Source organism: Luteimonas sp. Soil_N_1, from assembly GCF_057656255.1.
Genome location: NZ_JBDGKS010000001.1, coordinates 2,806,356 through 2,829,638, shown reverse-complemented (window position 1 = coordinate 2,829,638; position 23,283 = coordinate 2,806,356). Strand labels below are relative to the sequence as shown.

The 23,283-nt window shown below is 68.7% G+C and carries 22 protein-coding genes; 12 read left to right on the top strand and 10 right to left on the bottom strand.

Annotation, left to right across the window (positions count from 1 at the left end; genetic code table 11):
• Positions 1 to 24: 24 nt before the first annotated feature.
• Positions 25 to 1,137, bottom strand: a complete 1,113-nt coding sequence (locus tag AC3A4E_RS13145) for an alkene reductase (protein ID WP_487631868.1) — start codon at positions 1,135 to 1,137, stop codon at positions 25 to 27.
• Positions 1,138 to 1,376: 239 nt separating this feature from the next.
• On the opposite strand from AC3A4E_RS13145, the gene AC3A4E_RS13140 reads away from it, so the two are divergent.
• Both AC3A4E_RS13140 and AC3A4E_RS13135 read left to right on the top strand, forming a co-directional pair.
• Positions 1,377 to 1,880, top strand: coding sequence for an MgtC/SapB family protein (locus AC3A4E_RS13140; protein ID WP_487631867.1), 504 nt, complete (start codon positions 1,377 to 1,379; stop codon positions 1,878 to 1,880).
• 118 nt (positions 1,881 to 1,998) lie between these two features.
• Positions 1,999 to 2,820 (top strand): hypothetical protein, encoded by an 822-nt coding sequence (locus AC3A4E_RS13135; protein WP_487631866.1) that lies wholly within the window; start codon positions 1,999 to 2,001, stop codon positions 2,818 to 2,820.
• Between the two features lie 158 nt (positions 2,821 to 2,978).
• Here the strand turns inward: AC3A4E_RS13135 and AC3A4E_RS13130 are convergent, their stop codons facing one another.
• Both AC3A4E_RS13130 and AC3A4E_RS13125 read right to left on the bottom strand, forming a co-directional pair.
• Positions 2,979 to 3,365 carry a DUF1428 domain-containing protein gene (locus AC3A4E_RS13130; RefSeq protein ID WP_487631865.1) on the bottom strand — a complete coding sequence of 129 codons (387 nt, stop codon included), beginning with the start codon at positions 3,363 to 3,365 and terminating at the stop codon, positions 2,979 to 2,981.
• A 138-nt stretch (positions 3,366 to 3,503) separates the two neighbouring features.
• On the bottom strand, positions 3,504 to 3,896 hold the full coding sequence (locus AC3A4E_RS13125; protein ID WP_487632075.1) for a MerR family transcriptional regulator: 393 nt from the start codon (positions 3,894 to 3,896) through the stop codon (positions 3,504 to 3,506).
• Positions 3,897 to 3,983: 87 nt separating this feature from the next.
• On the opposite strand from AC3A4E_RS13125, the gene AC3A4E_RS13120 reads away from it, so the two are divergent.
• Positions 3,984 to 4,763, top strand: coding sequence for a MauE/DoxX family redox-associated membrane protein (locus AC3A4E_RS13120; protein WP_487631864.1), 780 nt, complete (start codon positions 3,984 to 3,986; stop codon positions 4,761 to 4,763).
• Between the two features lie 21 nt (positions 4,764 to 4,784).
• On the opposite strand, the gene AC3A4E_RS13115 is transcribed toward AC3A4E_RS13120, so the two are convergent.
• A complete protein-coding gene (locus AC3A4E_RS13115) occupies positions 4,785 to 7,679 on the bottom strand; it encodes a DUF2135 domain-containing protein (RefSeq protein ID WP_487631863.1) in 2,895 nt (964 codons plus the stop codon).
• Positions 7,680 to 7,818: 139 nt separating this feature from the next.
• On the opposite strand from AC3A4E_RS13115, the gene AC3A4E_RS13110 reads away from it, so the two are divergent.
• A complete protein-coding gene (locus AC3A4E_RS13110; protein ID WP_159678185.1) occupies positions 7,819 to 8,046 on the top strand; it encodes a hypothetical protein in 228 nt (75 codons plus the stop codon).
• A gap of 54 nt (positions 8,047 to 8,100) precedes the next feature.
• Here the strand turns inward: AC3A4E_RS13110 and AC3A4E_RS13105 are convergent, their stop codons facing one another.
• Positions 8,101 to 8,364 carry a hypothetical protein gene (locus AC3A4E_RS13105; RefSeq protein WP_487631862.1) on the bottom strand — a complete coding sequence of 88 codons (264 nt, stop codon included), beginning with the start codon at positions 8,362 to 8,364 and terminating at the stop codon, positions 8,101 to 8,103.
• Positions 8,365 to 8,517: 153 nt separating this feature from the next.
• Here AC3A4E_RS13105 and AC3A4E_RS13100 point away from each other — a divergent pair, with 153 nt between their 5' ends.
• Positions 8,518 to 10,086 (top strand): EAL domain-containing protein, encoded by a 1,569-nt coding sequence (locus AC3A4E_RS13100; RefSeq protein ID WP_487631861.1) that lies wholly within the window; start codon positions 8,518 to 8,520, stop codon positions 10,084 to 10,086.
• A 6-nt stretch (positions 10,087 to 10,092) separates the two neighbouring features.
• Here AC3A4E_RS13100 and AC3A4E_RS13095 read toward each other — a convergent pair whose 3' ends face one another.
• From AC3A4E_RS13095 to AC3A4E_RS13085, 3 genes are all read right to left on the bottom strand, one after another.
• Positions 10,093 to 10,329: a hypothetical protein gene (locus tag AC3A4E_RS13095; RefSeq protein WP_487631860.1), complete on the bottom strand. Its 237-nt coding sequence runs from the start codon at positions 10,327 to 10,329 to the stop codon at positions 10,093 to 10,095.
• Positions 10,330 to 10,525: 196 nt separating this feature from the next.
• Positions 10,526 to 10,918 (bottom strand): MAPEG family protein, encoded by a 393-nt coding sequence (locus AC3A4E_RS13090; RefSeq protein ID WP_487631859.1) that lies wholly within the window; start codon positions 10,916 to 10,918, stop codon positions 10,526 to 10,528.
• A gap of 22 nt (positions 10,919 to 10,940) precedes the next feature.
• The gene (locus tag AC3A4E_RS13085; RefSeq protein WP_487631858.1) at positions 10,941 to 11,480 is read right to left on the bottom strand and encodes a type 1 glutamine amidotransferase domain-containing protein; all 540 of its coding nucleotides are present in this window, start codon (positions 11,478 to 11,480) and stop codon (positions 10,941 to 10,943) included.
• Between the two features lie 157 nt (positions 11,481 to 11,637).
• Here AC3A4E_RS13085 and AC3A4E_RS13080 point away from each other — a divergent pair, with 157 nt between their 5' ends.
• The 6 genes from AC3A4E_RS13080 to AC3A4E_RS13055 all read left to right on the top strand — a co-directional run bounded on the left by AC3A4E_RS13080 (position 11,638) and on the right by AC3A4E_RS13055 (position 19,666).
• Positions 11,638 to 14,067: a DEAD/DEAH box helicase gene (locus AC3A4E_RS13080; protein WP_487631857.1), complete on the top strand. Its 2,430-nt coding sequence runs from the start codon at positions 11,638 to 11,640 to the stop codon at positions 14,065 to 14,067.
• Positions 14,064 to 14,999, top strand: a complete 936-nt coding sequence (locus tag AC3A4E_RS13075; RefSeq protein WP_487631856.1) for a ribonuclease H-like domain-containing protein — start codon at positions 14,064 to 14,066, stop codon at positions 14,997 to 14,999. Before AC3A4E_RS13080 ends, AC3A4E_RS13075 begins: the two co-directional genes overlap by 4 nt.
• A 188-nt stretch (positions 15,000 to 15,187) precedes the next feature.
• The gene (locus AC3A4E_RS13070) at positions 15,188 to 16,522 is read left to right on the top strand and encodes an APC family permease (protein ID WP_487631855.1); all 1,335 of its coding nucleotides are present in this window, start codon (positions 15,188 to 15,190) and stop codon (positions 16,520 to 16,522) included.
• Entirely contained in the window at positions 16,519 to 17,181 is a 663-nt protein-coding gene (locus AC3A4E_RS13065) for an SAM-dependent methyltransferase (RefSeq protein WP_487631854.1), read from the top strand. The genes AC3A4E_RS13070 and AC3A4E_RS13065 overlap by 4 nt, the downstream gene beginning before the upstream one ends.
• Before the next feature lie 71 nt (positions 17,182 to 17,252).
• Positions 17,253 to 18,251, top strand: a complete 999-nt coding sequence (locus tag AC3A4E_RS13060) for an alpha/beta fold hydrolase (RefSeq protein WP_487631853.1) — start codon at positions 17,253 to 17,255, stop codon at positions 18,249 to 18,251.
• A 149-nt stretch (positions 18,252 to 18,400) separates the two neighbouring features.
• Entirely contained in the window at positions 18,401 to 19,666 is a 1,266-nt protein-coding gene (locus tag AC3A4E_RS13055; RefSeq protein WP_487631852.1) for a COG3904 family protein, read from the top strand.
• Between the two features lie 120 nt (positions 19,667 to 19,786).
• On the opposite strand, the gene AC3A4E_RS13050 is transcribed toward AC3A4E_RS13055, so the two are convergent.
• Together AC3A4E_RS13050 and AC3A4E_RS13045 are read right to left on the bottom strand one after the other, a co-directional pair.
• A complete protein-coding gene (locus AC3A4E_RS13050; RefSeq protein ID WP_487631851.1) occupies positions 19,787 to 21,619 on the bottom strand; it encodes an ABC transporter ATP-binding protein in 1,833 nt (610 codons plus the stop codon).
• 100 nt (positions 21,620 to 21,719) lie between these two features.
• Positions 21,720 to 22,754, bottom strand: a complete 1,035-nt coding sequence (locus AC3A4E_RS13045) for a quinone oxidoreductase family protein (RefSeq protein WP_487631850.1) — start codon at positions 22,752 to 22,754, stop codon at positions 21,720 to 21,722.
• A 68-nt stretch (positions 22,755 to 22,822) separates the two neighbouring features.
• On the opposite strand from AC3A4E_RS13045, the gene soxR reads away from it, so the two are divergent.
• Positions 22,823 to 23,278: a redox-sensitive transcriptional activator SoxR gene (gene soxR / locus AC3A4E_RS13040; protein ID WP_487631849.1), complete on the top strand. Its 456-nt coding sequence runs from the start codon at positions 22,823 to 22,825 to the stop codon at positions 23,276 to 23,278.
• Positions 23,279 to 23,283 lie beyond the last annotated feature (5 nt).

The window sequence follows — 23,283 nt, the reverse complement described above, 5'->3', positions numbered from 1 at the left end:
TGACCGGCGGCGCGCCTGCCGACCTCAGTCGAGCGTCGGATAGTCCGTATAGCCGGCGTCGCCGCCGCCATAGAAGGTCGCCTGATCCGGCATGTTGAGCGGTGCATCCTCGCGCAGCCGTCGCACCAGATCCGGATTCGCGATGAAGGGGCGTCCGAAAGCCACCGCGTCGGCATGGCCGGACCCGATTGCCTGTTCCGCATCGGCCTTGTCGTAATCGTTGTTGACGATCCACGCGCCCGTGCCACCGGCCTTTGCGTATGTCGCCTTCAGCGCGGCGTAGTCGAACGGCGCATCGCCCTGCGTGTAATCGCGCTCGCCACCGGTCGCACCTTCGATGATGTGTACGAACGCCAGACCGAGCGGCGCCAGCACCTCGACGACATGCGCGAACAGCGGCTGCGGATCCGGATCGTGCGCATCGTTGGCCGGCGTGACCGGTGAGATGCGGATACCGGTGCGATCGCCACCGATCTCCTCGACCACGGCGCGCATGACTTCGCGCAGGAACCGCGCGCGGTTGTCGATGCTGCCGCCATAGGCATCGGTGCGCGCATTGCTGCCGCTGCGCAGGAACTGGTCGATCAGATAGCCGTTCGCGGCGTGCACCTCGACACCGTCGAAACCGGCGTCGATCGCGGCACGGGCCGCGCGGCGGTAATCCTCGACGATACCGGGCAGCTCGTCGAGTTCGAGCGCACGCGGCGTGGAGGTGTCGACGAAGGCGCCATTGCCGTCGGCGTCATGGATGAAGGTCTTGCTCCTGGCCGCGATCGCTGACGGCGCCACAGGCGCCTGGCCATCGGGCTGCAACGAGGTATGCGAGATGCGCCCGACATGCCACAGCTGCACGACGATGCGACCGCCTTCGGCGTGCACCGCATCGGTGACGCGGCGCCAGCCCTCGAGCTGCGCCGGCGCGTATAGACCCGGCACATCGGCGTAGCCCTGACCCTGATGGGTGATGGCGGTGGCCTCGGTGACCAGCAGGCCGGCGGTCGCACGCTGCGCGTAATAGAGCGCGGTGCGCGGCGGCGGGATCGCGTCCGGCGAACGGTTGCGGGTCAGCGGCGCCATGACGACGCGGTTGGCGAGCGACAGTGCGCCCGCGGTCAGGGGATCGAACAGGGTGGGCATCGGGGGGAGGTTCCTGGCGGTGAATGCCCGAACTGCTGGGCATGACGCTGCTTTTCAAGCGTCGCGACGGCGAGCGGGGCGGGATGGTCCGTTGCGGATGTGCGCGATTCCGTCATCCGGCTGTCATCACCACGGGCCAACCGGGCAGGCGCTAGCGTCCGGACACCTGATGCCGAGCCGTGCCCGATGCCGCAACCGACTGTCCGTGCCTCCGTCACCCGCTGCCCGGCGACGCCGCAGTGAGCGTGCTCGACCAGATCGGCGCTGCAGTCGCGCGCGAACTTGCGCTGCCGGATGTGGACACCTCGACGACGATCGTCGTGCGCGTGCTCGTTGCCGCGATCCTCGGCGGCATGGTGGGCTGGGAGCGCGAGCACAAGGGCCGCGCGGCCGGGCTGAAGACCCACATCCTGGTGTCGATCGGTTCGGCACTGTTCGTCCTGGCGCCGTTGCTGAGCGGCATCGAAGGTGGCGATGTGACGCGGGTGATGCAGGGGATCGTCTCCGGCATCGGCTTCCTCGGCGCTGGCGCGATCCTCAAGCTCGACAAGGGCGAGCGCATCGAAGGCCTGACCACGGCGGCGGGCGTGTGGATGACGGCCGCGATCGGTATGGCTGCCGGTATGGGGCAGGAGATGGTGGCCCTGGCGACGACGGTCATGGCCTTGCTGGTCGTCAGTGCGTTGCCGAAGCTGCAGCGTTCGAATCCGCAGTCGCCGCGTGACATGCGTCCCGACGAATGACTTGCGGTGGTCGGTGGGACTGAACGGTTCCCCTGCGCATTCGGGATATCGCGACGGCGGTTTCATCCCGTCCCCCGCACGGTGGGGACTCGAATCGAACGCACGTGGAGATTCAACGATGAGCAGGAAAGACGAAATCCAGGACGGCGGTCGCGACCTCAATCGCGATCCCATCAGCAAGGCGCCCGGCGCGCATCCGATCGGTGTCGGCGTTGGTGGCGCGGCCGGTGGCGCAGCGGCAGGCGCTGCTGCGGGCACGGTGTTCGGACCGGTCGGTACCCTGATCGGTGCAGCAATCGGTGTCGTGGCCGGTGCCGCGGTCGGCAAGGGCGTCGCCGAGCGCATCGACCCGACCGGCGAGACCGAGTACTGGCGCGACGCGCACCGCGAACGCGACTACGTGAAGGCCGATCACGATTACGACCGCGACTACGCACCGGCCTACGGCTTCGGCCTGCAGGCGCGCGAAGCCGAACGCACACGCGACTGGGGCGAGTCGGAAGCGGCGTTGCAGAAGGAATGGGAATCGGCGCGCGGTGAGTCGCGTCTGGCGTGGGACGACGCGCGCCCGGCGGTCCGTGATGCCTGGGACCGCACCGATCGCACCTACGATCTGTACGAGCGCAGCGACGCGTACTACGCCGATGCGTTCGAGAAGGCGCCGTATCATGAAGCCGATGCCGACTACAGCCACTATCAGCCCGCCTATCGCTACGGCGCCTATGCCCGGACCCGTCATGCGGACCGTGCATGGGACGACAGCCTGGCTGCCGAGCTGGAAAGCGACTGGACGAACCGTCGCGGCGATTCGCCGCTGGACTGGGATCGCGCGAAGGCTGCGGTGCAGGACGCCTACGTCTCGCATGACCGTTACACCGGTGGCAGCTACATCCGTGACAACAGCGGTCGTGACGACACGGACCGGTTCCGCGTCGGCTGAGTCTTAAACCGCGTTTCCAGGACACGGAAGGGCGCGCCGCGAGGCGCGCCTTTTCCGTTTGTGACAGGGTTCCGTGACGTCTGCTTTTCCTGCCGCCGCGAGCGATCGAGTAGCAAGCATTCCGCGGATCCATCGTCCCCGGAACGAGCGTCGCTGCGTCAGGCGCGCATGCTGCCGGCTGTGCCCCCGAGCTCCACGACTGGCGTGAAGCCGCCGTAGATCATCCGCTTGCCATCGAAGGGCATCGGATTCTTCTCCGGATCCATGCGCGGATCGCTGCCGTCCATCATCCTCGCGAACGCCGCATCGCGCGTGGCCTTGTCGGGCCATTCGATCCAGGAGAACACGACCGTCTCGTCGTCCCTGGCCTGCACGGCCTTGCGGAAATCGGTGAGCTTGCCGTCGGGCACGTCGTCGGCCCAGCATTCGAGCACGCGCGTCGCGCCCAGTTCCATGAAGAACGCATCGCCGCTGTTGGCGTGATCGACGAACTTCTGCCGGTTGGCGGTGGGCACGGCGAGGACGAAACCATCGATGTAGGACATGGCGGAACTCCTGTCTGGGCGCGGATGCGCGGGTGCACTGCGGCAGTCTGCTGCAGGTCTCATCAGGACGACGCAGCCGCGTCCCGCTTTTCGACATTCCGCTGCAGCGCATTCAGCAGATGCCCCCGCCAGACGCGCTCAGCCGGATGCCGGTCCCTGGTCGAACGCGCCCAGGATCGGGCAGGGGCCACGACCGCCGCGGCCGCAGCGCTGCGCCAGCGTGGCCAGCGCGTCGCGGGCCTGCTGGAGTTCGGCGATACGGGTATCGAGCGCGGCGATGCGCTCGGTGGCCAGGCTGCGCACACGGCTGCGGTCGCGCGTCGCATCGAGCGCCAGCAGCTCGGCGATGCCGTCGAGGGTGAAACCGGCCGCTTGCGCACTGCGGATGAAACGCAGCCGCCGCAGGTCCGCGTCGCCGTAGCGCCGGATGCCCGCGCCGCGCGATGGTGTGTCCAGCAAACCGCGGCGCTGGTAGAAGCGGATCGTCTCGACCCCGACACCGCCTGCATCCGCCAACGCGGAAATCGTCATCGCGTCCACGCTTGACTCCGTACCTCGGTACGGAATGTATACAGGGTGGTATCCAACGCCGGCAAGGCGCGGCTCCGAGGAATTCCGATGACGACGTCAACCTCCCGCCCGCGCGCGGTGCTCCACCGCATGGTCATGCCCGGCCACGTTTGCCCCTTCGGCCTGAAGGCGCGGCATCTGCTGCGCAGCCACGGCTACGACGTCGAAGACCGCTGGCTGGAAACGCGCGAGGCCACTGATGCGTTCAAGGCGACGCACGACGTCAAGACCACACCGCAGGTCTTCATCGACGGCGTACGCATCGGCGGACACGACGATCTGCGTCGCTTCCTGGGCTTGAAGGTGCGCGATCCGAAGACGACGACGTACCGGCCGGTCGCCGCGCTGTTCGCGATGACCGCGCTGATGGCGCTCGCGCTGTCCTATGCGGTCTACGGCAGCGTGCTGACGGTGCGCGCGGCCGAATGGTTCGTGGGTTTGAGCATGTGTGTGCTCGCGCTGCTGAAACTGCAGGACGTGCAGACCTTTTCCAGCATGTTCCTCAACTACGACCTGCTGGCGAAACGCTGGGTGCCGTACGCGACGCTGTATCCCTTCGCCGAGGGGCTCGCCGGCGTGCTGATGGTGGCCGGCGCGCTGACCTGGTTCTCCGCGCCGCTGGCACTGTTGATCGGCGGCATCGGTGCGGTCTCGGTGTTCAAGGCGGTCTACATCGAGAAGCGCACGCTCAAATGCGCCTGCGTCGGTGGCGGCAGCAATGTGCCGCTGGGTTTCGTGTCGCTGACCGAGAACCTGATGATGGTCGCGATGGCGGTCTGGATGCTGCTCGCGCCGCTGCTGTGGCCGGGCCTGCACGCGGCGATGTAAGCCGCGTGCAGACGCGCTGCGTCATTCGACTTCGAACTCGCCGACGAACACCGTCTCGCGTGCATCCGACAACCGCAGCGTGATGCGCTGGTCGGTCTGCGCCGCGGTGCCGAAGCCGGTGCTCAACCACAGCTGCAGCGTCGTGGCGCCGGTGACCAGCTGCTGGTGCTGGCCGAAGAAGTTCGCTTCCACGCGATAGATGCCGGGCTTGGCATCGCGCAGCGCGAATTCCTCCGGACCGTAGCCGCGGGTGAAGTCCGGTGACATGCGCGCGCCCTGACGGGTCAGCCGGTTGCCGTAATAGGCCTTCTCGCCGTCCGGGTCGGTGACCCACAGATCCATGTCGCTGTCGTCGCTGTCCCAGCTCAGCACCGCGCGCAGGTCCAGTGGCAGGTTGCGCAGCAGGCGCGGATCGAGGGCCGATGTATCGAGCGGTGTCGGCGCGGTCGCAACGAGTGCATTGAGTTCGGCCAGCGCGGTCAGTTCGATCTCGGCGAAGCGGCCGTTCCACTCGCCGTCGACGACTTCGGCCAGCAGATCGATCGCGCGCTGGCGGTCACCGGTCGCCGCATGCGCGAGTGCGAGATCGCGCAGGCTCTGCGGTTCTTCCGGCCGCATCGCGAGCACGCGCTCGAGCACCGGCACGGCGAGGTCGTCGCGCTTCATTTCGCGCAGGCGGTAGGCCAGCACGCGCAGCACATGCGGGTTGTCGAGATCCAGTTCGGCGAGGTTCGACAGCACGCGCAGAGCGAGCGCGGTCTCGCCGCGACGCTGCAGCACGTCGGCTGCATCCAGATAGAACGCGGTGCCCTGTACCTCGGCATCGCGTGCATCGAGATAGCGCGCATAGACCTCGCCATCGGGCGCCTCGCGCAGGCGTCGGGCGAGCGGGGCGTCGGACTGCCAAGGTTGCAGGCGGATCGTGGCCGCGGGTGGCGCTGCCGCCGCGGACGCATCCGCCATCCCGTCGGCGGCAGCGGCACGCGCCATCGTTGCCGGAGCCGGCCGCAGGGCCATCGGGACAGCAGCCGTCTCGGCCATCACCGGACCGGCGACAGGCGCGGGTGCAGCTGGTGGCGGGGGCATCGCGCGCATCGACGCCTGCGCATCTTCCGCTGCGGCGATCTGCGGCGGCGGAGCATCCTTCGGGAAGACGCGTTCCCACCACGCGATCCGCTCGGCCCAACCGCGTGCAACGGCATCGCGTCGCGTCTGCCGGTCGCGTGCCCGCGAGGCATGGATCTGCGCGCGCGCGGCCGTCACTGCCCCGGCGATCGAAGCGGGCGCTTCGATGTCGAAACGCACGTAATCCTCGAGGCGTTCGAGCACCAGCAGCGACGTGCCCGGCGTCACCAGTCCGAAGCGCTGCCCCAGCGCGGCGATGCGCTGGCGGTTGCGCTCGGGGTCGGCCTGCAGGGCGGCCAGCTGGAAGCGCGCCCACTGCAGCGCAGCGAGTTCACCCTGCGGTGTGCGTGTGGCATCGATCGACAACGGAATGCGCTGCGTCCGGCTGCCGGTGCGCACCACCAGCGTCAGATCCGCGCGCTGCGCATCGAGTCGGCCGGCGATACGCAACATGCCGTGCGTGGCCACGTTGGACTCGGCGACGAGTTCGCGTGCACCGCTGCCTTCGATCGCGTCGAGTGCTGGTGCTTCCCGCAGCAGGGCACGCGCCGCGACAGGCAATGCCGCGGCATCGCGCAGTGCGATCACGCGTCCGCTGCGCGCCTGTGCCAGCGCAGCCAGTCGCGCCGTGTCGCCGTTCGCGGACTGCACGGCGTACAGACGCTGGCCGTCGGCGAACGCAGGGAACGCATCGGCGCCGTGATTGAACAGGCCGTCGCCGAACAGCAGGAATTCGGGCGTGTCCGCCGCGGGCGTCCAGCCGCCGGCCGCAGTCGCCCCGTCGTAGACCGTCGACTCCAGCGCGCGCCGCAGCGCCCGCCAGTCGCCACCGTGCACCTGGAACCGCTGCGGCGCATCCACGACATCGCGCAATCGCAGCAGTTCGACCTCGATGGTGCCGGCCGCGCGGAAGTACGCATCCAGCAACGCGAGCTCCAGTGCATGGGCACGCCCGCGGCCGGACATCGAGCTGTCCCAGAGCAGGCCGACGCGGCGCGGCAGGATGCGCGGTGTCTCGACCGCATCGACCGGCACGTCGGCCACGAACCAGGTCGCGCCGTCGCGACGCTGCAGCTGTACCGCCGGCCGCCGTTCGAACGGCACACGCAGGGTCGCGATCCCGGTATCTGCGACATCGCCGGGGCGCAGCGTGACGCGATACCCGTCGCCGGCGCGCGTGAGCGTCCGCGCGCCCATGAGGCCGGACAGCGTCGGTCGGCCTCGCGACACCAGCGTCAGCTCGATGCGATCGAGTCCACGCGCGAACGCCAGTGGCAGCGCCACCGTGTCCGTGCGTCCGTCGCGCTGCAGCGGCGCCATCAGCACCAGCCGCACCTGCCGGGTGCCGCCGGGTGCGAACGGATAGACGCGCAACCGGAACGCATCGCCCGCGGTCTGTTCGAGCAGGCCCGGGTCCACACCCTCGCGGACGATGGTTTCGAACACTTCGCGGCCCCGGTCTTTCGGGACGGGGACCGCATCGCGCATCACGCCATCGATATCCAGCGCGAAGCCGATGATCTGCTGGCCCGGTGCAAGCGGGAACTGCAGGTTGCCTTCGAGTACGCGACGCGTGGGATTGCGAAGCGTGAGGTCGATCGTCGTCCGCGCGACACCGGCGCCGGTCTCCACGCGCATCGACGCGGATTCGAGCCGCACCGGCGACTCGCCGGCGTCGGCGACCACCAGGGGCGGAGCGACGAGGTCGGGTGTGCGCTGGGCGAGCGCCAGCGCCGGCAGCAGGACGGTCAGGCAGAGCAGGGCGCGGAGGCCGGAACGGAGACGGGACATGGCGACATCCTTGGGCAGTGGTGTCGTCAACGGGTCTGCGCTGCGAGTGGGGTTGCGGCACGTGCGCGGAATTCTTCACGTCCCCATTCAGATTGATGCGGGAGGATCGCCGCCTTCAAGCATTTTCCGGAGCATTCCCATGAGCGCACAGGGCTCGGCTGGCAACGTCATCGCCGCGATCTGCAGTTTCTTCGTCCCCGGCCTCGGCCAACTGGTGCAGGGCCGCATCCTGTCGGCCATCCTCTGGTTCGCCGCCGCGTGCATCGCGTTCGCGATCACCTGGCTGCTCACGGTGTCGCTGCTGCCGTTCGGCTGGTTCGTGGTCAGCATCTTCGCGTGCATCAACGCCGCGGTGTACCGCCGCTGAGACAGGATGGGCCGGCACTGCCGGCCCGTGTCTGCCTGTGTGACCCTGCGGGCCCTACTTCGGCTCGCCGTTCTCGACGCCGGTATCGCTGCGGACATCGTCCGCGAACGAACGGCCCGTCGCATCGCGATCTCCCAGCTGGTCATCGAGTTCCGGGTCGAGCAGATCGGCCTGGTCATCGACGCCGTTGTTGTCGATCGCCGACTGCGAACGCGGATCACGCAACGCCGGGCCGTCGGTGTCCGGCAGATCCTCGTGATCGCGCAGTGTCTTCTCGTCCGCGGGTGCAGCCGGACGCGTCGGGTTGGATGTGCTCATGTGCGGTTTCCTCGGATGGAGCTGCAGCCTGCGCGTGCGGATGTCACGCCGCCGGCAAGCGGATGTAAACCCTCGCCGGTGGCCGGTGTCGCCGGTGCACCGCTATAGTTTTGCGGACGGCCGCCGGATGCGGCCCATGCCGGGGGAGGCGAGGTGGACGACGCGCAGGTGAAGGGACAGCGGATTCTCCGCACGGCGACGATCGCGGGCTTTGCGCTCGCCGGCTCCCTCCTCGCGGCTTTCGTGTCCTGGCAGGTGGTGGTGCACATCGCCGAACAACGGCTCGGCGGCTACGCGACCATGCTGCTGGAGCGCGCGCAGGAACTCGATGACGAGGCGCGACAGACCCTCGACAGCTTCAACCGGCAACCGCAGGCGCGTTGCACGGACCACGAGTTCGAGCAGATGCGCGAGGCGGTCTTCCGCACCTACTACGTCAAGGACATCGGACGGGTCGAGAAGGGGCAGTTGCGCTGTACGGCCGGGCTGTCACGTCTGCCGGCGCCCCCTGCTGTCGAGCCGCCGCAACTGGTGACGCGCGACGGTCTGCAGGTCACGCCGATGGAGCTGCAGCTGCTTGCCAGCGGCAGTCGCGCTCCGGTGCTGGCGATGGGCGATACGCGGGTGATCCTGGATCCGCTCGCGTTCCGCCACCGGCCCGCGCCCGACATCGGGTTCACCACGGGCTACGTGGATGCAGGCAACCACTTTCTTGCGTTGTACGGCAACGTGACGCAGCTCGACGCGACCACACTGCGGTCGGCGCGGGCGCTCGATCGCGATGGCGTGCTGATCTATCCGATGTGCGCACCGGAGCGCGCGGTCTGCGTCGCGAGCACGCTGTCCAAGGCTGCGCTGGCCGACAGCCAGTGGCCGCTGCTGCTGGTGTGCACGGTGCTCGGCGCCGGCGCAGGTGCGGCAGTGGGACTGGCGTTGCTGCTGGCGCATCTGCGCCGGCGTTCGGTGGAAGGCCGGTTGCTGCGTGCGATCGCACAGGACGCACTCGACGTCGAATACCAGCCGGTCGTGCGGATCTCCGACGGTGCGCTGGTCGGGGCCGAGGCGCTGGTGCGCTGGCGCGACCACGATGGACGCATGGTGCCGCCTGCACGCTTCATCCCGATCGCCGAAGAGAACGGCAGCATCGGCCGCATCACCCAGCTGGTCCTGCGTCGCGTCGCCGCCGATTTCGGCGACCTGCTGGCCGCGCCGGGCAGGTTCCGCATCAACGTCAATATCTCGGCTGCGGATCTCGACAACAACCGCTTCCACACCGGCATGGCGAAGACGCTGGACGCCGCCGGCATCGCCCGCGAACGCATCGGCATCGAACTGACCGAGCACTCCACCACCGCGCGGGAGATCGCCATATCGGGCACCAGACGGCTGCGCGAGCTCGGCCACCACGTCTACATCGACGATTTCGGGACCGGCTACTCCAGCCTTGCCTATCTCGCCGAACTCGATGTGCATGCGCTGAAGATCGACCGTTCCTTCACCCGGACAATCGGTACCGACGCGGTCAAGGTGAGTCTGGTGCCACAGATCATCGATCTGGCGCGCACCCTGGGATTGCAGGTCGTCATCGAAGGCGTCGAGACGGAGGCGCAGCGCGACTGGCTGCGTACCGTGGACTATCCGCTGTATGCGCAGGGCTGGCTGTTCGGCCGGCCGATGCCGGCAGCCGAGCTGCGCGCGTTGCTGGACGCGCAGAAGCGCTAGGAATCCTCAGGCGGCGCGGCTGCGTTCTACGGCGCGACGCTCGCGCAGCGGCACGAGATCGTCGCTGGCACGCCAGGCGGCCTGCACCTCGGCGCGCACATCGCGCCACGCGCGCAGGCGACTGTCGAACTCCCACATCGTGCGCAACACCGGCTCGATGTCCTCCCACGGCCGTTCGGGATAGGACGTGCGGCCGTTACGGCCGAGCGAGATCACGAGGGTGCGGTCGGAGTCGTGCTTCATGCGGGGGATACTGCCGGTTGGGAGCGCGCAGGCTACGGTCCGGTTCGTCTCGTTCCCGTGAATCGCACAGTCGATTTCGATGACAACGCAGGAGCGTTCAGCGACAGGCGCGATGCGTCGCGGAATGTGCGGAAACGCCGGTGCGGGAGGCGCGTCCGGCGTAGGCAGTCATCCAACGGTTTTGCTGCAATGCAACTCAGAACAGCGGCTTGATGATCTGGATCGTGCCCCACAGCGAGACCACCCAGACCGCGCTGCGTAGATAGGGAATGCCGATGGCATAGATCGGCAGATAGGCGACGCGCGCCCAGACATAGACTTGCGCGCTGAGTGCGGTGCCGGCGTCGGCGCGGCCTGCGACGACGACCGCCAGTACCGCGGCGGCGAACAGCGGAAATGTTTCGAGGAAATTGCGACTGGCAGCCGCAGTACGCACCGCGGCGCCAGTCAATGGCGGGATGTCCGCGCCATCACGATTGCTGGCGTTCCAGCGCACGCCGCGTTGCGCAGTGGCGAACGCGGCGGCCACGCCGATATGGACGAGGCCGAGGACGATCGCCCAGCCGAGCATCTGCAGTTCAATCGTCATCGTGCGGGCTCCTTGCGTGGTGTCAGCCGGCGACCGCCTTGGCGATCGCCTCGTTGAACGCCGGGATGTCGTCCGGCTTGCGGCTGGTGATGAGGTTGCCGTCGACGACGACCTCGGAATCTTCCCAGTGTGCGCCCGCATTGACGAGATCGGTCTTCACCGACGGCCACGACGTGACCTTGCGGCCCTTCGCCAGGCCGCTCTCGACCAGCAGCCACGGGCCGTGGCAGATCGCCGCGACCGGCTTGCCGGCATCGCCGAATGCGCGCACGAACGCCACCGCGTCCTTGTCGGCGCGTAACACGTCCGGATTCATCTGGCCGCCGGGCAGCACCAGGGCGTCGTAGCTGCCGGGGTCGGCCTTGGACAGCGCTACGTCGACGTCGACACTGCGACCCCAGTCCTTCTTGTCCCAGCCCTTGATCGAACCGGCATCGCCAGGCGAGATGACATCGACCTGCGCGCCGGCGTCTTTCAGCGCCTTGAGCGGCTGCTCGAGTTCAGACTGTTCGAAGCCGTCGGTGGCGAGGATGGCGATCTTCTTGCCGTCGAGATTCTGCATCGGGGTGTCTCAGGGGGAATGGAGCGACGATGCTGGGCGAGGCCGGGTACCCCCGCCGTGAAGCGCGCGTTTGCCGCGTGTGAGCCTGCAGTCTCGCCGGGTGAGACGCGCCCCGGCCACGCTTGCGCCCCGATATCGAAAGCGCCGGAGCAGGCCCTTGAACGCGATTCTCAGGACCGGCCAGGCACTGGCGACCACGGGCGATGCCGTCTCCGGCAGCGCGCTGGCCACGAAGCTGGCGGCGAAATATCCCGGTCGCGTGACCGGTACCTTGCTGCTGCCCGGGCAGTCCGGCGACTACGCGCCCTTGCCCGACGATGTGCCCGAAGCCCTGGCGCGCGCGCTGCGCAGCCGCGGTATCGACCGGCTCTACCGACATCAGGCAGAAGCCTGGAAGGCCACGCAAGCTGGCCGCCATCTCGTCGTGGCGACGCCGACCGCCTCGGGAAAATCGCTGTGCTACACGCTGCCGGTGTTGTCGGCGGCGATCACCGCGCGCAGCAAGGCGCTGTACCTGTTCCCGACCAAGGCGCTGGCGCAGGACCAGGTGGCGGAACTGCTGGAGCTCAACGCCGCCGGCGCACTCGGCCTGCGCGCAGCGACCTTCGACGGCGACACGCCCGGCGACGCACGCCAGGCGATCCGCATCAACGGCGACATCGTAGTCAGCAACCCGGACATGCTGCACCAGGCGATCCTGCCGCATCACACCAAGTGGGCGCAGTTCTTCGAGAACCTGCGCTATGTGGTGATCGACGAGATCCACACCTACCGCGGTGTGTTCGGCTCGCACGTCGCCAACGTCATCCGCCGGCTCAAGCGCGTCTGCGCGTTCTATGGCGTGACCCCGCAGTTCATCCTGTGCTCGGCGACGATCGGCAATGCGCGCGAGCACGGCCGCGCGCTGGTGGAGGTGGACGATGCGGCGCTGGAATCGATCCTCGAATCCGGTGCACCGCGCGGCGACAAACATGTGCTGCTGTGGAATCCGCCGGTGATCAATCCCGATCTCGGTCTGCGCGCTTCGGCGCGTTCGCAATCCAACCGCATCGCGCGCATGGCGATCCGCGCCGGGCTCAAGACGCTGGTGTTCTGCCAGACGCGGTTGATGGTCGAGGTGCTGACCAAGTACCTCAAGGAAGTCTTCGACCATGACCCGCGCAAGCCCAAGCGCATCCGCGCCTACCGCGGCGGCTATCTGCCGACCGAGCGCCGCGCGGCCGAGCGCGAGATGCGCGCGGGCCATATCGACGGCATCGTCAGCACGTCGGCGCTGGAACTCGGCGTCGACATCGGCAGTCTCGATGTCGTGGTGCTCAACGGCTATCCGGGCAGCATCTCGGCGACGTGGCAGCGCTTCGGCCGCGCCGGTCGCCGGCAGCAGCCGTCGGTCGGCGTACTGGTCGCGAGTTCCGAACCGATGGACCAGTACGTGGTGCGGCACCCGGAGTTCTTCGCCGACGCCAATCCCGAGCACGCGCGCATCGAACCCGACCAGCCGCTCATCCTGCTCGACCACATCCGCTGCGCCGCGTTCGAGTTGCCCTTCGTCGACGGCGACATGTTCGGTCCGGTCGCGCCGCTGCCGTGGCTCGAAGTGCTGGCCGAATCCGGGGTGCTGCACCACGAGGGTGATCGCTGGGAATGGATCGCCGACAGCTATCCGGCGCAGGCGGTGAATCTGCGCTCGGTGGCCGATGGCAACTTCGTCGTCGTCGACCGCACCGACGGCCGGCAGACGATCATCGCCGAGGTCGATTACTCGGCTGCCGCGCTCACGCTGTACGAAGGCGCGATCCACATGGTCCAGTCGGAGCCGTTCCAGGTCGAACGCCTCGACTGGGAAGGTCGCAAGGCCTATGTGCAGCGCACGCACGTCGACTACTACACCGACGCGATCGACTACACCAAGCTGAAAGTGCTCGACGATGAAGAGCAGGCCGATGCCGGGCAGGGCAGTGCGCATCTGGGCGAGGTGCACGTCGTGCGGCGCGTGTCGGGCTACAAGAAGATCCGTTTCCACACCCACGAGAACATCGGCTACGGACCGGTGAACCTGCCGGACCAGGAACTGCATACGAGCGCGGTGTGGTGGCAGCTGCCGCAGCAGGCACTGGACCGTGCGTTCGACGCGCGTCACGAGGCGCTCGATGGCTTCCTCGGTGCGTCATATGCGCTGCATCTGGTCGCGCAGGTGGCGGTGATGGCCGAGAGTCGCGATCTGCAGAAGGCGGTGGGTAGCGGCGATGGCACCTGGTTCGCGACCGCCGACCAGCGCGGCCGTGGCCAGCTGCGCGATGGCGATGGCGCAGCGCTGGACTTCGAAGGCGTCGGCCGGTTCACGCCGACGCTGTATCTCTACGACAACTACCCCGGCGGCGTGGGTCTGTCGTCGCCGCTATACGAGCGCCGCGACGAACTGCTGGCACAGGCTGCGGCGCTGGTCGCCTCCTGCAGCTGCCGCGCAGGCTGCCCGGCCTGCGTCGGGCCGATCCTCGCATCGGAAGAAGATGCCGAACGCACGCCGCGCCAGCTGGCTGCGCGCGTGATCGAACTGCTCGTCCAAGCGCGACAGCTGCCCGCATGAGCGCACTCGCCAAACGCCTCGGCCTGCTGCGCAGCCAGGCCGGCACCGCCTTGCCGTCGGTGACCCCGACACCGCCGATGCCGGCCACCGCGCCGCGCGCGCAGTGGCCGCGCGCAGACGGTGCGCGCTCGCCGGAGCAGGTCGTCGCGCAGCTGCGCAAGCTGATGAAGCTGCGCGTGCCGGCGCCGGCAGCGCGCCCGACCGGTCCGATCGATCGCGCGCTGCCTGGCGAGGAGATCGCCCCCGGCCTGCGCTATCTCGAACAGACCGCGCCGTGGCCGCACGACGACGCCGAACTCGCGCTCTACGACATCCGCCACGAACCGGCACAGCGTTTGGATCTGCTGGCCTTCGACACCGAAACCACCGGTCTTGCCGGGGGCACCGGCACGCGCGCCTTCATGATCGGTGCCGCCGACTTCATCGATGGACGCATGCGTATCCGTCAGCTGTGCATCACCACGCTGGGCGCCGAGCGCGAGATGCTGAAGACGTTCTCCAGATGGCTGCGGCCTTCGACGGTGCTCGTCAGCTACAACGGCCGCAGCTACGACCGCCCGCTGCTGACCACGCGCTATCGCCTCGCACGCCTGCGCGATCCGCTGATCGAGCTGCGCCATGTCGATCTGCTGCATCCGGTGCGGCGTCGCTATCGCGGCGTGTGGGCGAACTGCAAGCTGGCGACGGTCGAGCGCGAACTGCTCGGCGTGCTGCGCGAGGACGATTTGCCGGGCAGCGAAGCCCCTGCGGCGTGGCTGGATTACCTGCGCGGCGGCAGCGCGGACAAGCTGCGGCGCGTCGGCCTGCACAACGCGCAGGATCTGCGCAGCCTGTTCGGCGTGCTGGAGGCGATGCGCGACGAGGCCGTCGTCGATACGGTGGTCGTGCCCGACGATGTGGACTCTGCAATGGCGGATACCGACTTCGAATGAGCCGGATGGCGCGTGTCGGCGAAGCGACACCGCAACGCACGCGCACGCTCCGGCGCGTCGCCGCGCGTTCACGTCACCTGAATCGCGACAGTGCTTGAATCGATGGGCCCAGCAGTCCCGAATCGCCATCCACTGGCGATCAGTCCGCGCCACTCTGGAGCCTCATGGAACTACGCGAACGCCGGCCAGTGACGGCCGACCCTGTGCCACCGCGCGCCACACTCCGTGCGCGCGATGCGTTCGCGATCACCATCGGCATCGTCGTCGGTGCCGGCATCTTCCGGACCCCGTCGTTGATTGCCGGTGCCTCCGGCAGCGAATTCGTGATGCTCGCGGCCTGGGTCGTCGGCGGCATCCTCTCGATCGTCGGTGCGCTCTGCTACGCCGAACTCGCGACCACCTATCCGCAGGCCGGCGGCGACTACAACTATCTGCGCCGCGCCTACGGGCCACGCCCCGCCTTCCTGTTCGCCTGGGCGCGCGTGTCGGTGATCCAGACCGGCTCGATCGCGCTGCTGTGCTTCATCGTCGGCGACTACATGGGCCAGCTGTTCGATCTCGGGCCGTGGTCGTCCGCGCTCTACGCCGCGGGCGCAGTGGTCCTGCTGACCATCGTCAACTGGATCGGCACGCGCCAGGGCGCTGCGGTGCAGACCTGGCTGACGATCGCCGAGATCATCGGCGTGCTGGTCATCGTCGTCGCCGGCCTGATGTTCGCGCCCACCGACATCGCACCGGTTCCCGGCAGCGGCGGCGACAGTGCGATCGGTCTGATCCTCGTGTTCGTGCTGCTGACCTATGGTGGCTGGAACGAGGCCGTCTACGTGACGTCCGAAGTGCGCGATGCGAAGAAGTGGATGCCGCGCGTGCTGATCCTCAGCCTGATCGCGATTGCCGCGCTCTACGTGCTGGTGAACCTCGCCTACCTGAAGGTGCTGGGCCTGGGTGGCATGGCCGAGCACAACGCCGTCGCGGCCGAAGTCATGGGCCGGGTGTTCGGGCCGACCGGTGCGGTGCTGATGAGCGTGATCGTCGTGGCGGCGGCGCTGACCTCGGCGAACGCGACGCTGATCACCGGCGCGCGCAGTGTCTACGCGGTCGGTCGCGATTTCCCAGCGCTGGGCTTCATCGGCCGCTGGGATGCACGCAGCGGCACACCGCGCGCCGCGATCGTGACCCAGGGTGTGCTCGCACTCGCGCTGGTCGGGCTCGGCGCGTTTGCGCGCGACGGCTTCGAGGTTGCGGTGGAATACACCGCGCCGGTGTTCTGGCTGTTCTTCCTGCTGGTCGGCATCTCGCTGTTCGTGTTGCGCCGGCGCGATCCCGATCTGCCGCGCCCGTTCAAGGTGCCGCTGTACCCGGTGCTGCCGCTGCTGTTCTGCGCGACCAGTGCCTATCTGCTGTACTCCAGCCTGGCCTATACGGGTCGCGGCGCACTCGTCGGCGTGGCCGTGCTGTCGGTAGGTGGCCTGCTGCTGCTGTTGTTCAAACCGAAATCGATTCCCGAGGAGACCCCGTCATGAAGTCGAAGAAGACCCTGATCGCGCTGGCTGTCTGCGTGCCCTTCCTGCTTGCGTGCGCCGACCAGGCGGTCAATGCCTACGAACCGGTCGACGGCAGCGCAGCAGCGGAAGACGATGCGATGAACACCACGCACACCGTCACCGCCGAGATCGGTCCGGACTCGCCGTATGCCGAAGGCGCGCCGCGTCCCTCGCGCGAGCCCGACGTGATCTACGTGCCGACGCCCGAGCCGGTGGTCGACGCGATGCTCAACCTTGCCGGGGTCAAGGAAGGCGACGTGCTCTACGACCTGGGCTCGGGCGATGGCCGTATCCCGATCGCCGCGGCGCAGCGTTTCGGCGTGCGTGGCGTCGGCATCGACATCAACCCGGTGCGGGTGCGCGAAGCCAATGCGAACGCCGAGACTGCCGGTGTCACCGACCTGGTGACCTTCAAGGAAGCCGATCTGTTCGAGGAAGACATCAGCGACGCCAGCGTCGTGACGCTGTATCTGCTGCAGAGCCTCAACGTGAAGCTGCGTCCGAAGCTGCTGGCCGAACTCAAGCCGGGCACGCGCATCGTCAGCCACGCCTTCGACATGGCCGACCAGTGGAAGCCCGAGCAGACCCAGGAAGTCGACGGCACACGCATCTACCTGTGGACCGTGCCCGAGCGCTGAGCACGACACGCGCCGCCGGTCATGTGCCGGCGGCGTGATTGCATTCTCCCCCCGCAAGAGAACTTCCGGCCATGGCCCGTATCGTCCCGCTCGTCCTGTCGCTTGCCGCGCTGTCGGCCACGCCTGCATTCGCGTCCTCCTATGGTGGCGAGCTGCAGGGCTTCGACTATCCGCATCCGCGCCAGGCGCATGCGCTCACCTCGCAGGGGCAGTCGCTGTCGATGGCCTACATGGACGTGCGGCCCGAGGGCGCAGGCAACGGCCGCACGGCGGTGCTGCTGCACGGCAAGAACTTCTGCGGGCCGACCTGGGACGACACGATCACGGTGCTGGTCGATGCCGGCTGGCGGGTGATCGCGCCGGACCAGATCGGCTTCTGCGGGTCGACCAAGCCGCGCGGCTACCAGTTCTCGTTCGCGCAGCTGGCGGCGAACACGCATGACCTGCTCGACACACTGGGCGTCGAACGCGCGGTGCTGGTCGGGCATTCGATGGGCGGCATGCTGGCGACGCGCTATGCGCTGCAGTATCCCGATACGCTCGAGCAGCTGGTGCTGGTCAATCCGATCGGGCTCGAGGACTGGCAGGCCGAGGGCGTGCCGTACGCGAGCATCGACACGATGGCCGAGGGCGAGCGCAAGACCACCTTCGACAGCATCAAGGCCTACCAGCTGAAGTTCTATTACGACGGCCAGTGGGCGCCGCGCTACGACCGCTGGGTCGACATGCTGGCAGGCATGTATGCCGGGCCCGATCGCGAGATCGTCGCCTGGAACCAGGCGCAGACCTCGGAGATGGTGTTCACCCAGCCGGTGGTCCACGAGTTCCCGAAGCTGCGCGTGCCGACGCTGCTGATGATCGGCGGCAAGGACCGCACCGCGCCCGGCGCGAACCGCGCGCCGGAGTCGGTCGCCGCACGACTGGGCGATTACCCGGTACTGGGCCGCAAGGCCACCGAAGCGATTCCGGACGCCACGCTGGTCGAGTTTCCCGCGCTGGGCCATTCGCCGCAGGTCGAATCGCCGGACGAGTTCCATGCCGCGCTGCTGCGCGGGTTGACGCCCCGCTGACGGGGTCGCGACCGGCGGCGATGCCTGACGCGACATGCACCGCCGCTGGCCCGACATTCATTCCGCATTCGTCCGGCGCAGGGCGCAGCCCCTAGACTGTCCGGCAACGTCGCGCGCCGCGCGTGGCCGCCCACAGGACCTGTTTTCCGATGTCGATCCGGCGCCTGCCACTGCCGCTGTTGTTGACCGCCTGCATCGCCCTGGCGGCGTGCCAGCGCACTGCGGAAGACACGGCGCCGCCGGTCGAGACGGTCGAGGTCGCGAGCCCTGAAGAGGGTGGCGCGGTCAGCAGCGCACCGGTCGATGTCGAGGCCGTGCCTGCAGTGCCGGTCGCCGAGCCCGACACGGGTGGCGTCGACTGGTCGCCGATGACGCTGCCCACGGGCGCGGCATCGATCAGCTGCGAACTCGACTACGCCAACGCCGGTGACGGCACGGCGCTGATCGCGTTCGATCACGACGCGCTGCGTGAGGCGATGGCCGACTGCGCCGAACGCGGCGTGTTCCGGCTGCGCTTCAAGGGCCGGGTGACCGAGGACTTCACGCGGTTGATGCACCGACTGGCGACGGTCGCCGACGAACTGTCGATCGACAAGCGCGTGCTCGACATCGACTCCAGCGGCGGCATGGTCGAAGAGGCCATCCGCGCCGGCGACGTGATCGCCGAGACCCGCTGGACGATCTGGGTGCGCGAAGGCGCGGTCTGCCACAGCTCATGTGTGTTCCTGCTGGCGGGTGGCGACACCCGTCTGATCGGTGGGCGCGTCGGCATCCACCGCATCATCCGCATGAGTTCGACGGCCTCCACGCGTGCCGAACTCAACCGCGAACTGCGCGCGGTCTATGGCCGCGTGCGCGATTACCTGGAGCGTAACGGCGCCGCGGTCGCGGTCGCCGACCTGATGATGGCCGTGCCCAACCGCAGCCTGCGCATCCTCACCCCGGACGAACTCAAGCTCTACGGCCTCGACGGGGTGAACCCGGCCCAGGACGATCTCGACCGCCTGCGCCTGATGCGCAAGTGCGGCCAGGACTTCGTGGCCCGACGCGATGCCTACGCGCGTGCATTCGACAGCACCTGCAATGCGCCCGATCGCGATGTCGAGCAGATGGCGGGGTGCGGCCTGGAACTGCGCGGCAAGTTCGGTTTCCCGGACGCGCAATGCCCCGCGGAAAGCCCGCTGTCGGAGTTCGATCTGGTCGGCGCGCTGACTGCCGCGGCCGGCAACGCCAGCCGCCTGCGCATCCTCGGCGTGCCGGTCGGCGAGCCGCGGCCGGCGGCGCGTCCCGCTGCGACGACACGCCCGGCACCGGCGCCTGCAGCGTTGTCGGCGGAGTCCGCTGCCGACGATGCGCCCGGCGACGAAGGCGATGCCGTCAGCGACGGGCAGGCCGAGACGCCGGTCCGCGACTGACGCGGGTCCGTGCATCGCACGCCGGTCGCGTGCACCCACATGCGGTGACCAGGCACCTGTCGACGGCGTCTGCCACGGGACGGCGTGTCAGCCGGTCCCGTGGCGCGTCGGCTGCGCGCCTCAGCCTTCGGCCAGGAACCCGCCCGACTGGCGTTTCCACAGCTGGGCGTAGACGCCGTCCCCGGCGACCAGAGCCTCGTGCGTGCCCTGCTCGACGATGCGGCCGCGGTCCATCACGATGAGCCGGTCCATCGCCGCGATCGTCGAGAGCCGGTGCGCGATCGCGATCACCGTCTTGCCTTCCATCAGGCGGTAGAGGTTCTCCTGGATCGCCGCTTCGGCTTCCGAGTCCAGTGCCGAGGTCGCCTCGTCGAGCACCAGGATCGGGGCGTTCTTCAGCAGGACGCGGGCGATCGCGATGCGCTGGCGCTGGCCGCCGGACAGCTTCACGCCACGCTCGCCGACATGGGCGTCGTAGCCGGTGCGCCCCTTGGCATCGCTCAGCGTCTGGATGAAGTCGTGCGCCTCGGCACGCGTCGCCGCCTCGATCATGTCCGCCTCGCTCGCGTCCGGGCGGCCGTAGAGGATGTTCTCGCGCACCGAGCGGTGCAGCAGCGAGGTGTCCTGGGTGACCATGCCGATCTGCGCACGCAGCGAATCCTGTTCGATCGTCGCGATGTCGGTGCCGTCGATGCGGATCGTGCCGGCCTCGCGGTCGTAGAAGCGCAACAGCAGATTGACCAGTGTCGACTTGCCGGCACCCGACCGGCCGACCAGGCCGATCTTCTCGCCCGGACGCACATGCAGGTCCAGGTCTTCGATGACGATGCGGTCGTTCTGGCCGTAATGGAAATCGACATGCTCGAAGCGGATGTCGCCCGCGATCGGCGGCAGGGGCGGCGCGTCGGGCGCGTCCTCGACCGTCGGCGCCAGCGAGATCGAGTTGATGCCGTCGCGCACGGTGCCGATGTTCTCGAACAGCGCCGACATCTCCCACATGATCCACTGCGACATGCCGAGCATGCGCAGCGCCAGCGCCACGGCGACGGCGATCGCACCGGTGCTGATCGCCCCGGCATGCCACAGCCAAAGACCCAGACCCGCCACGCCGGCCACCAGCAGCATGTTGAGCGCGTAGTTGCAGGCATTGACGATCGTCACCAGGCGCATCTGCCCGTGCACGGTGTCGAGGAAGCCGTCCATCGCCTCGCGCGCGTAGGCCTGCTCGCGCTGCGAGTGCGAGAACAGTTTGACCGTGGCGATGTTGGTGTAGCTGTCGACGATGCGGCCTGTCATGGCCGAGCGGGCATCGGCCTGGCGCTCGGAAATGCGGCTCAGGCGTGGCACGAAGCGCCACATGAGTGCACCGTAGAGCAGGATCCAGCCCAGGAAGGGCAGCATCATCCGCCAGTCGGCCGCAGCGGCCACGATGATCGCGCCGGTGAAATAGACGATGACGTAGTTGCCGACGTCGAGCAGCTTGATCACCGTCTCGCGGACGGCGAGCGATGTCTGCATCAGCTTGGTCGCGATGCGCCCGGCGAACTCCTCCTGGAAGTAGCTCATCGACTGCCGCAGCAGATAGCGGTGCACGTTCCAGCGGATCCGCATCGGGAAGTTCCCGAGCAGGGTCTGGTGGATGATCATCGCGTTGAACCAGGTCAGCAGCGGCAGGCCGATCAGCACCAGCACCGCCATCAGCGCCAGGCGACCGCCTTCGGCGCTCATGAAGGTGGCCGGCGTATGCGAGGCGAGGCGGTCGACCAGCGATCCCACGTAGGCGTAGAGCGTGACCTCGGCCACCGCGATCAACGCGGTGAACGCCGCCATCAGCAGCAGCCAGCGGCCGCTGCCGCGCACGTAGTGCATGCAGAACGCGAACAGCGTGGTCGGCGGCTGCGTCGGAATCGACGGCGGAAAGGGATCGATACGGTTTTCGAACCAGCGGAGCATGTGGAATCCAGGGGCGGCACGGCAGGCGTGCGGGATGGGCCGTCCATTGTCGGCGATGGCGGTCACCGATGGCGCGACACGGAGCGGACGCTGCGTGTGGTCAGGGCACGTCGAGCACGATGCGGCCGAGATGGTGACGGCCGATTGCGCGCGCGGCTGCGGCCGTGTCGGCCAGCGGGAAGCGCGCGTCGATGTGCAGGTGGAACGGTCCGTGTGCCGCGGCCCGGCAGGCGGCGTGCACCTGGCGCGCGCCTGCACCGGCGCCGAAGGCCGACGCGGCGATGTCGTCCCGTGCCGGGGGTGCGCTGACGCCATGCGGCCAGGCGAGACGCCCGCCGGGACGGAGCGCATCGACGATCGTGCCGGCGTCCTGTGTGTGCGCCGTCAGCAGCGCGGCGTCGAGCCCGTCCGGCGCGAAGATCCGCAAGGCAGGTGCCAGCGCGTGGCGTCGGCCGTCGATGGCCATGTCCGCGCCGAGCCGTTCGGCCAGTGCCACACCGTCTGCGCCCGACGCGACCGCCAGCACGCGCGCGCCGCGCTGGCGCGCGAACTGCAGGGCCATGTGGCCGATACCACCGCTCGCGCCGAACACCAGCGCGGTATCGCCCGGGCCGAGCGCCAGCGCGACTGCGACCGCATGCATCGCCAGCCCGCCGTCGACCGGGAGCGCTGCCGCCTGGGGCAGGGTCAGGCGCGGCGGCACCGGCCAGAGCCGGTCGGCGTCGACCACCACGAACTGCGCATGGAAGCCCTGTTTCGGGCTGCGCAGCGGCAGCAGCCCGCAGACCCGGTCGCCTTCGCGCAGACGCTGCACGCCTGTGCCCACTTCCACGACGGTGCCCGCGCCCTCGCTGCCCGGCACGTACGGGAAGACCGGCGGCGCATCCGCGAACGCGGCCAGCGCGCCGTCGCGCTCCAGCACGTCCCACGGCCCGAATCCTGCCGACAGCACCCGCACGAGCGCCTGGCCGGGGCCCGGCAGGGGAATCGGACGTTCGACCAGCGACACCACCTCGGCGCCGCCGAAGCGGGAAAAGGCGAGGGCGAGCATGGTCTCGCCGGCGACTGCGGCACCGGTGTCGCAGTCGGCACCGGTGGCGTCTGCGGGCTGTGGCGTGGAAATGTCGAGCGTCATCGGTCGGCCGTGGACAACAGGGGGATGGGGGTGCAGGCTAAGACCTCAACCATTGTTGAGGTCAAGTCATGGCGACACGTGCGCGCCGCGCGGACGAGGTGCTGTCGGTCGGTGAACTGGCTGCACGCAGCGGTGTGGCGATCTCGGCGCTGCACTTCTACGAGCGGCAGGGATTGATCCACGGCGGCCGCAATGCGGGCAACCAGCGCCGCTACGGCCGCGAAGTCCTGCGGCGGGTCGCGATCATCAAGGTCGCGCAGCGCGCCGGCATTCCGCTGGCCTCGATCCGCGAGGCGCTGGACACGCTCCCCGACGGGCGCACGCCGACGACCTTGGACTGGTCGCGGCTGTCACGGCGGTGGCGCGCCGAGCTGGACGCGCGGATCGACCAGTTGACCCGCCTGCGCGACCAGCTCGACGGCTGCATCGGTTGCGGCTGCCTGTCGCTGAAGGCATGCCCGTTGCGCAATCCGGACGATGTCGCCGGTGCGCGCGGTCCCGGCGCACGCTATCTGGAGCGTTGATCCGG

What these genes read in the sequence shown, in the direction of transcription:
- AC3A4E_RS13090 (WP_487631859.1), bottom strand. Translation starts at nt 10,918, where the DNA reads ATGACGATTGAACTGCAGATGCTCGGCTGGGCGATCGTCCTCGGCCTC.
- AC3A4E_RS13120 (WP_487631864.1), top strand. Translation starts at nt 3,984, where the DNA reads ATGACGACGTCAACCTCCCGCCCGCGCGCGGTGCTCCACCGCATGGTC.
- AC3A4E_RS13050 (WP_487631851.1), bottom strand. Translation starts at nt 21,619, where the DNA reads ATGCTCCGCTGGTTCGAAAACCGTATCGATCCCTTTCCGCCGTCGATT.
- AC3A4E_RS13125 (WP_487632075.1), bottom strand. Translation starts at nt 3,896, where the DNA reads ATGACGATTTCCGCGTTGGCGGATGCAGGCGGTGTCGGGGTCGAGACG.
- AC3A4E_RS13105 (WP_487631862.1), bottom strand. Translation starts at nt 8,364, where the DNA reads ATGAGCACATCCAACCCGACGCGTCCGGCTGCACCCGCGGACGAGAAG.
- AC3A4E_RS13065 (WP_487631854.1), top strand. Translation starts at nt 16,519, where the DNA reads ATGAAGTCGAAGAAGACCCTGATCGCGCTGGCTGTCTGCGTGCCCTTC.
- AC3A4E_RS13145 (WP_487631868.1), bottom strand. Translation starts at nt 1,137, where the DNA reads ATGCCCACCCTGTTCGATCCCCTGACCGCGGGCGCACTGTCGCTCGCC.
- AC3A4E_RS13130 (WP_487631865.1), bottom strand. Translation starts at nt 3,365, where the DNA reads ATGTCCTACATCGATGGTTTCGTCCTCGCCGTGCCCACCGCCAACCGG.
- AC3A4E_RS13135 (WP_487631866.1), top strand. Translation starts at nt 1,999, where the DNA reads ATGAGCAGGAAAGACGAAATCCAGGACGGCGGTCGCGACCTCAATCGC.
- AC3A4E_RS13110 (WP_159678185.1), top strand. Translation starts at nt 7,819, where the DNA reads ATGAGCGCACAGGGCTCGGCTGGCAACGTCATCGCCGCGATCTGCAGT.
- AC3A4E_RS13095 (WP_487631860.1), bottom strand. Translation starts at nt 10,329, where the DNA reads ATGAAGCACGACTCCGACCGCACCCTCGTGATCTCGCTCGGCCGTAAC.
- AC3A4E_RS13060 (WP_487631853.1), top strand. Translation starts at nt 17,253, where the DNA reads ATGGCCCGTATCGTCCCGCTCGTCCTGTCGCTTGCCGCGCTGTCGGCC.
- AC3A4E_RS13055 (WP_487631852.1), top strand. Translation starts at nt 18,401, where the DNA reads ATGTCGATCCGGCGCCTGCCACTGCCGCTGTTGTTGACCGCCTGCATC.
- AC3A4E_RS13045 (WP_487631850.1), bottom strand. Translation starts at nt 22,754, where the DNA reads ATGACGCTCGACATTTCCACGCCACAGCCCGCAGACGCCACCGGTGCC.
- AC3A4E_RS13115 (WP_487631863.1), bottom strand. Translation starts at nt 7,679, where the DNA reads ATGTCCCGTCTCCGTTCCGGCCTCCGCGCCCTGCTCTGCCTGACCGTC.
- AC3A4E_RS13085 (WP_487631858.1), bottom strand. Translation starts at nt 11,480, where the DNA reads ATGCAGAATCTCGACGGCAAGAAGATCGCCATCCTCGCCACCGACGGC.
- AC3A4E_RS13075 (WP_487631856.1), top strand. Translation starts at nt 14,064, where the DNA reads ATGAGCGCACTCGCCAAACGCCTCGGCCTGCTGCGCAGCCAGGCCGGC.
- soxR (WP_487631849.1), top strand. Translation starts at nt 22,823, where the DNA reads ATGGCGACACGTGCGCGCCGCGCGGACGAGGTGCTGTCGGTCGGTGAA.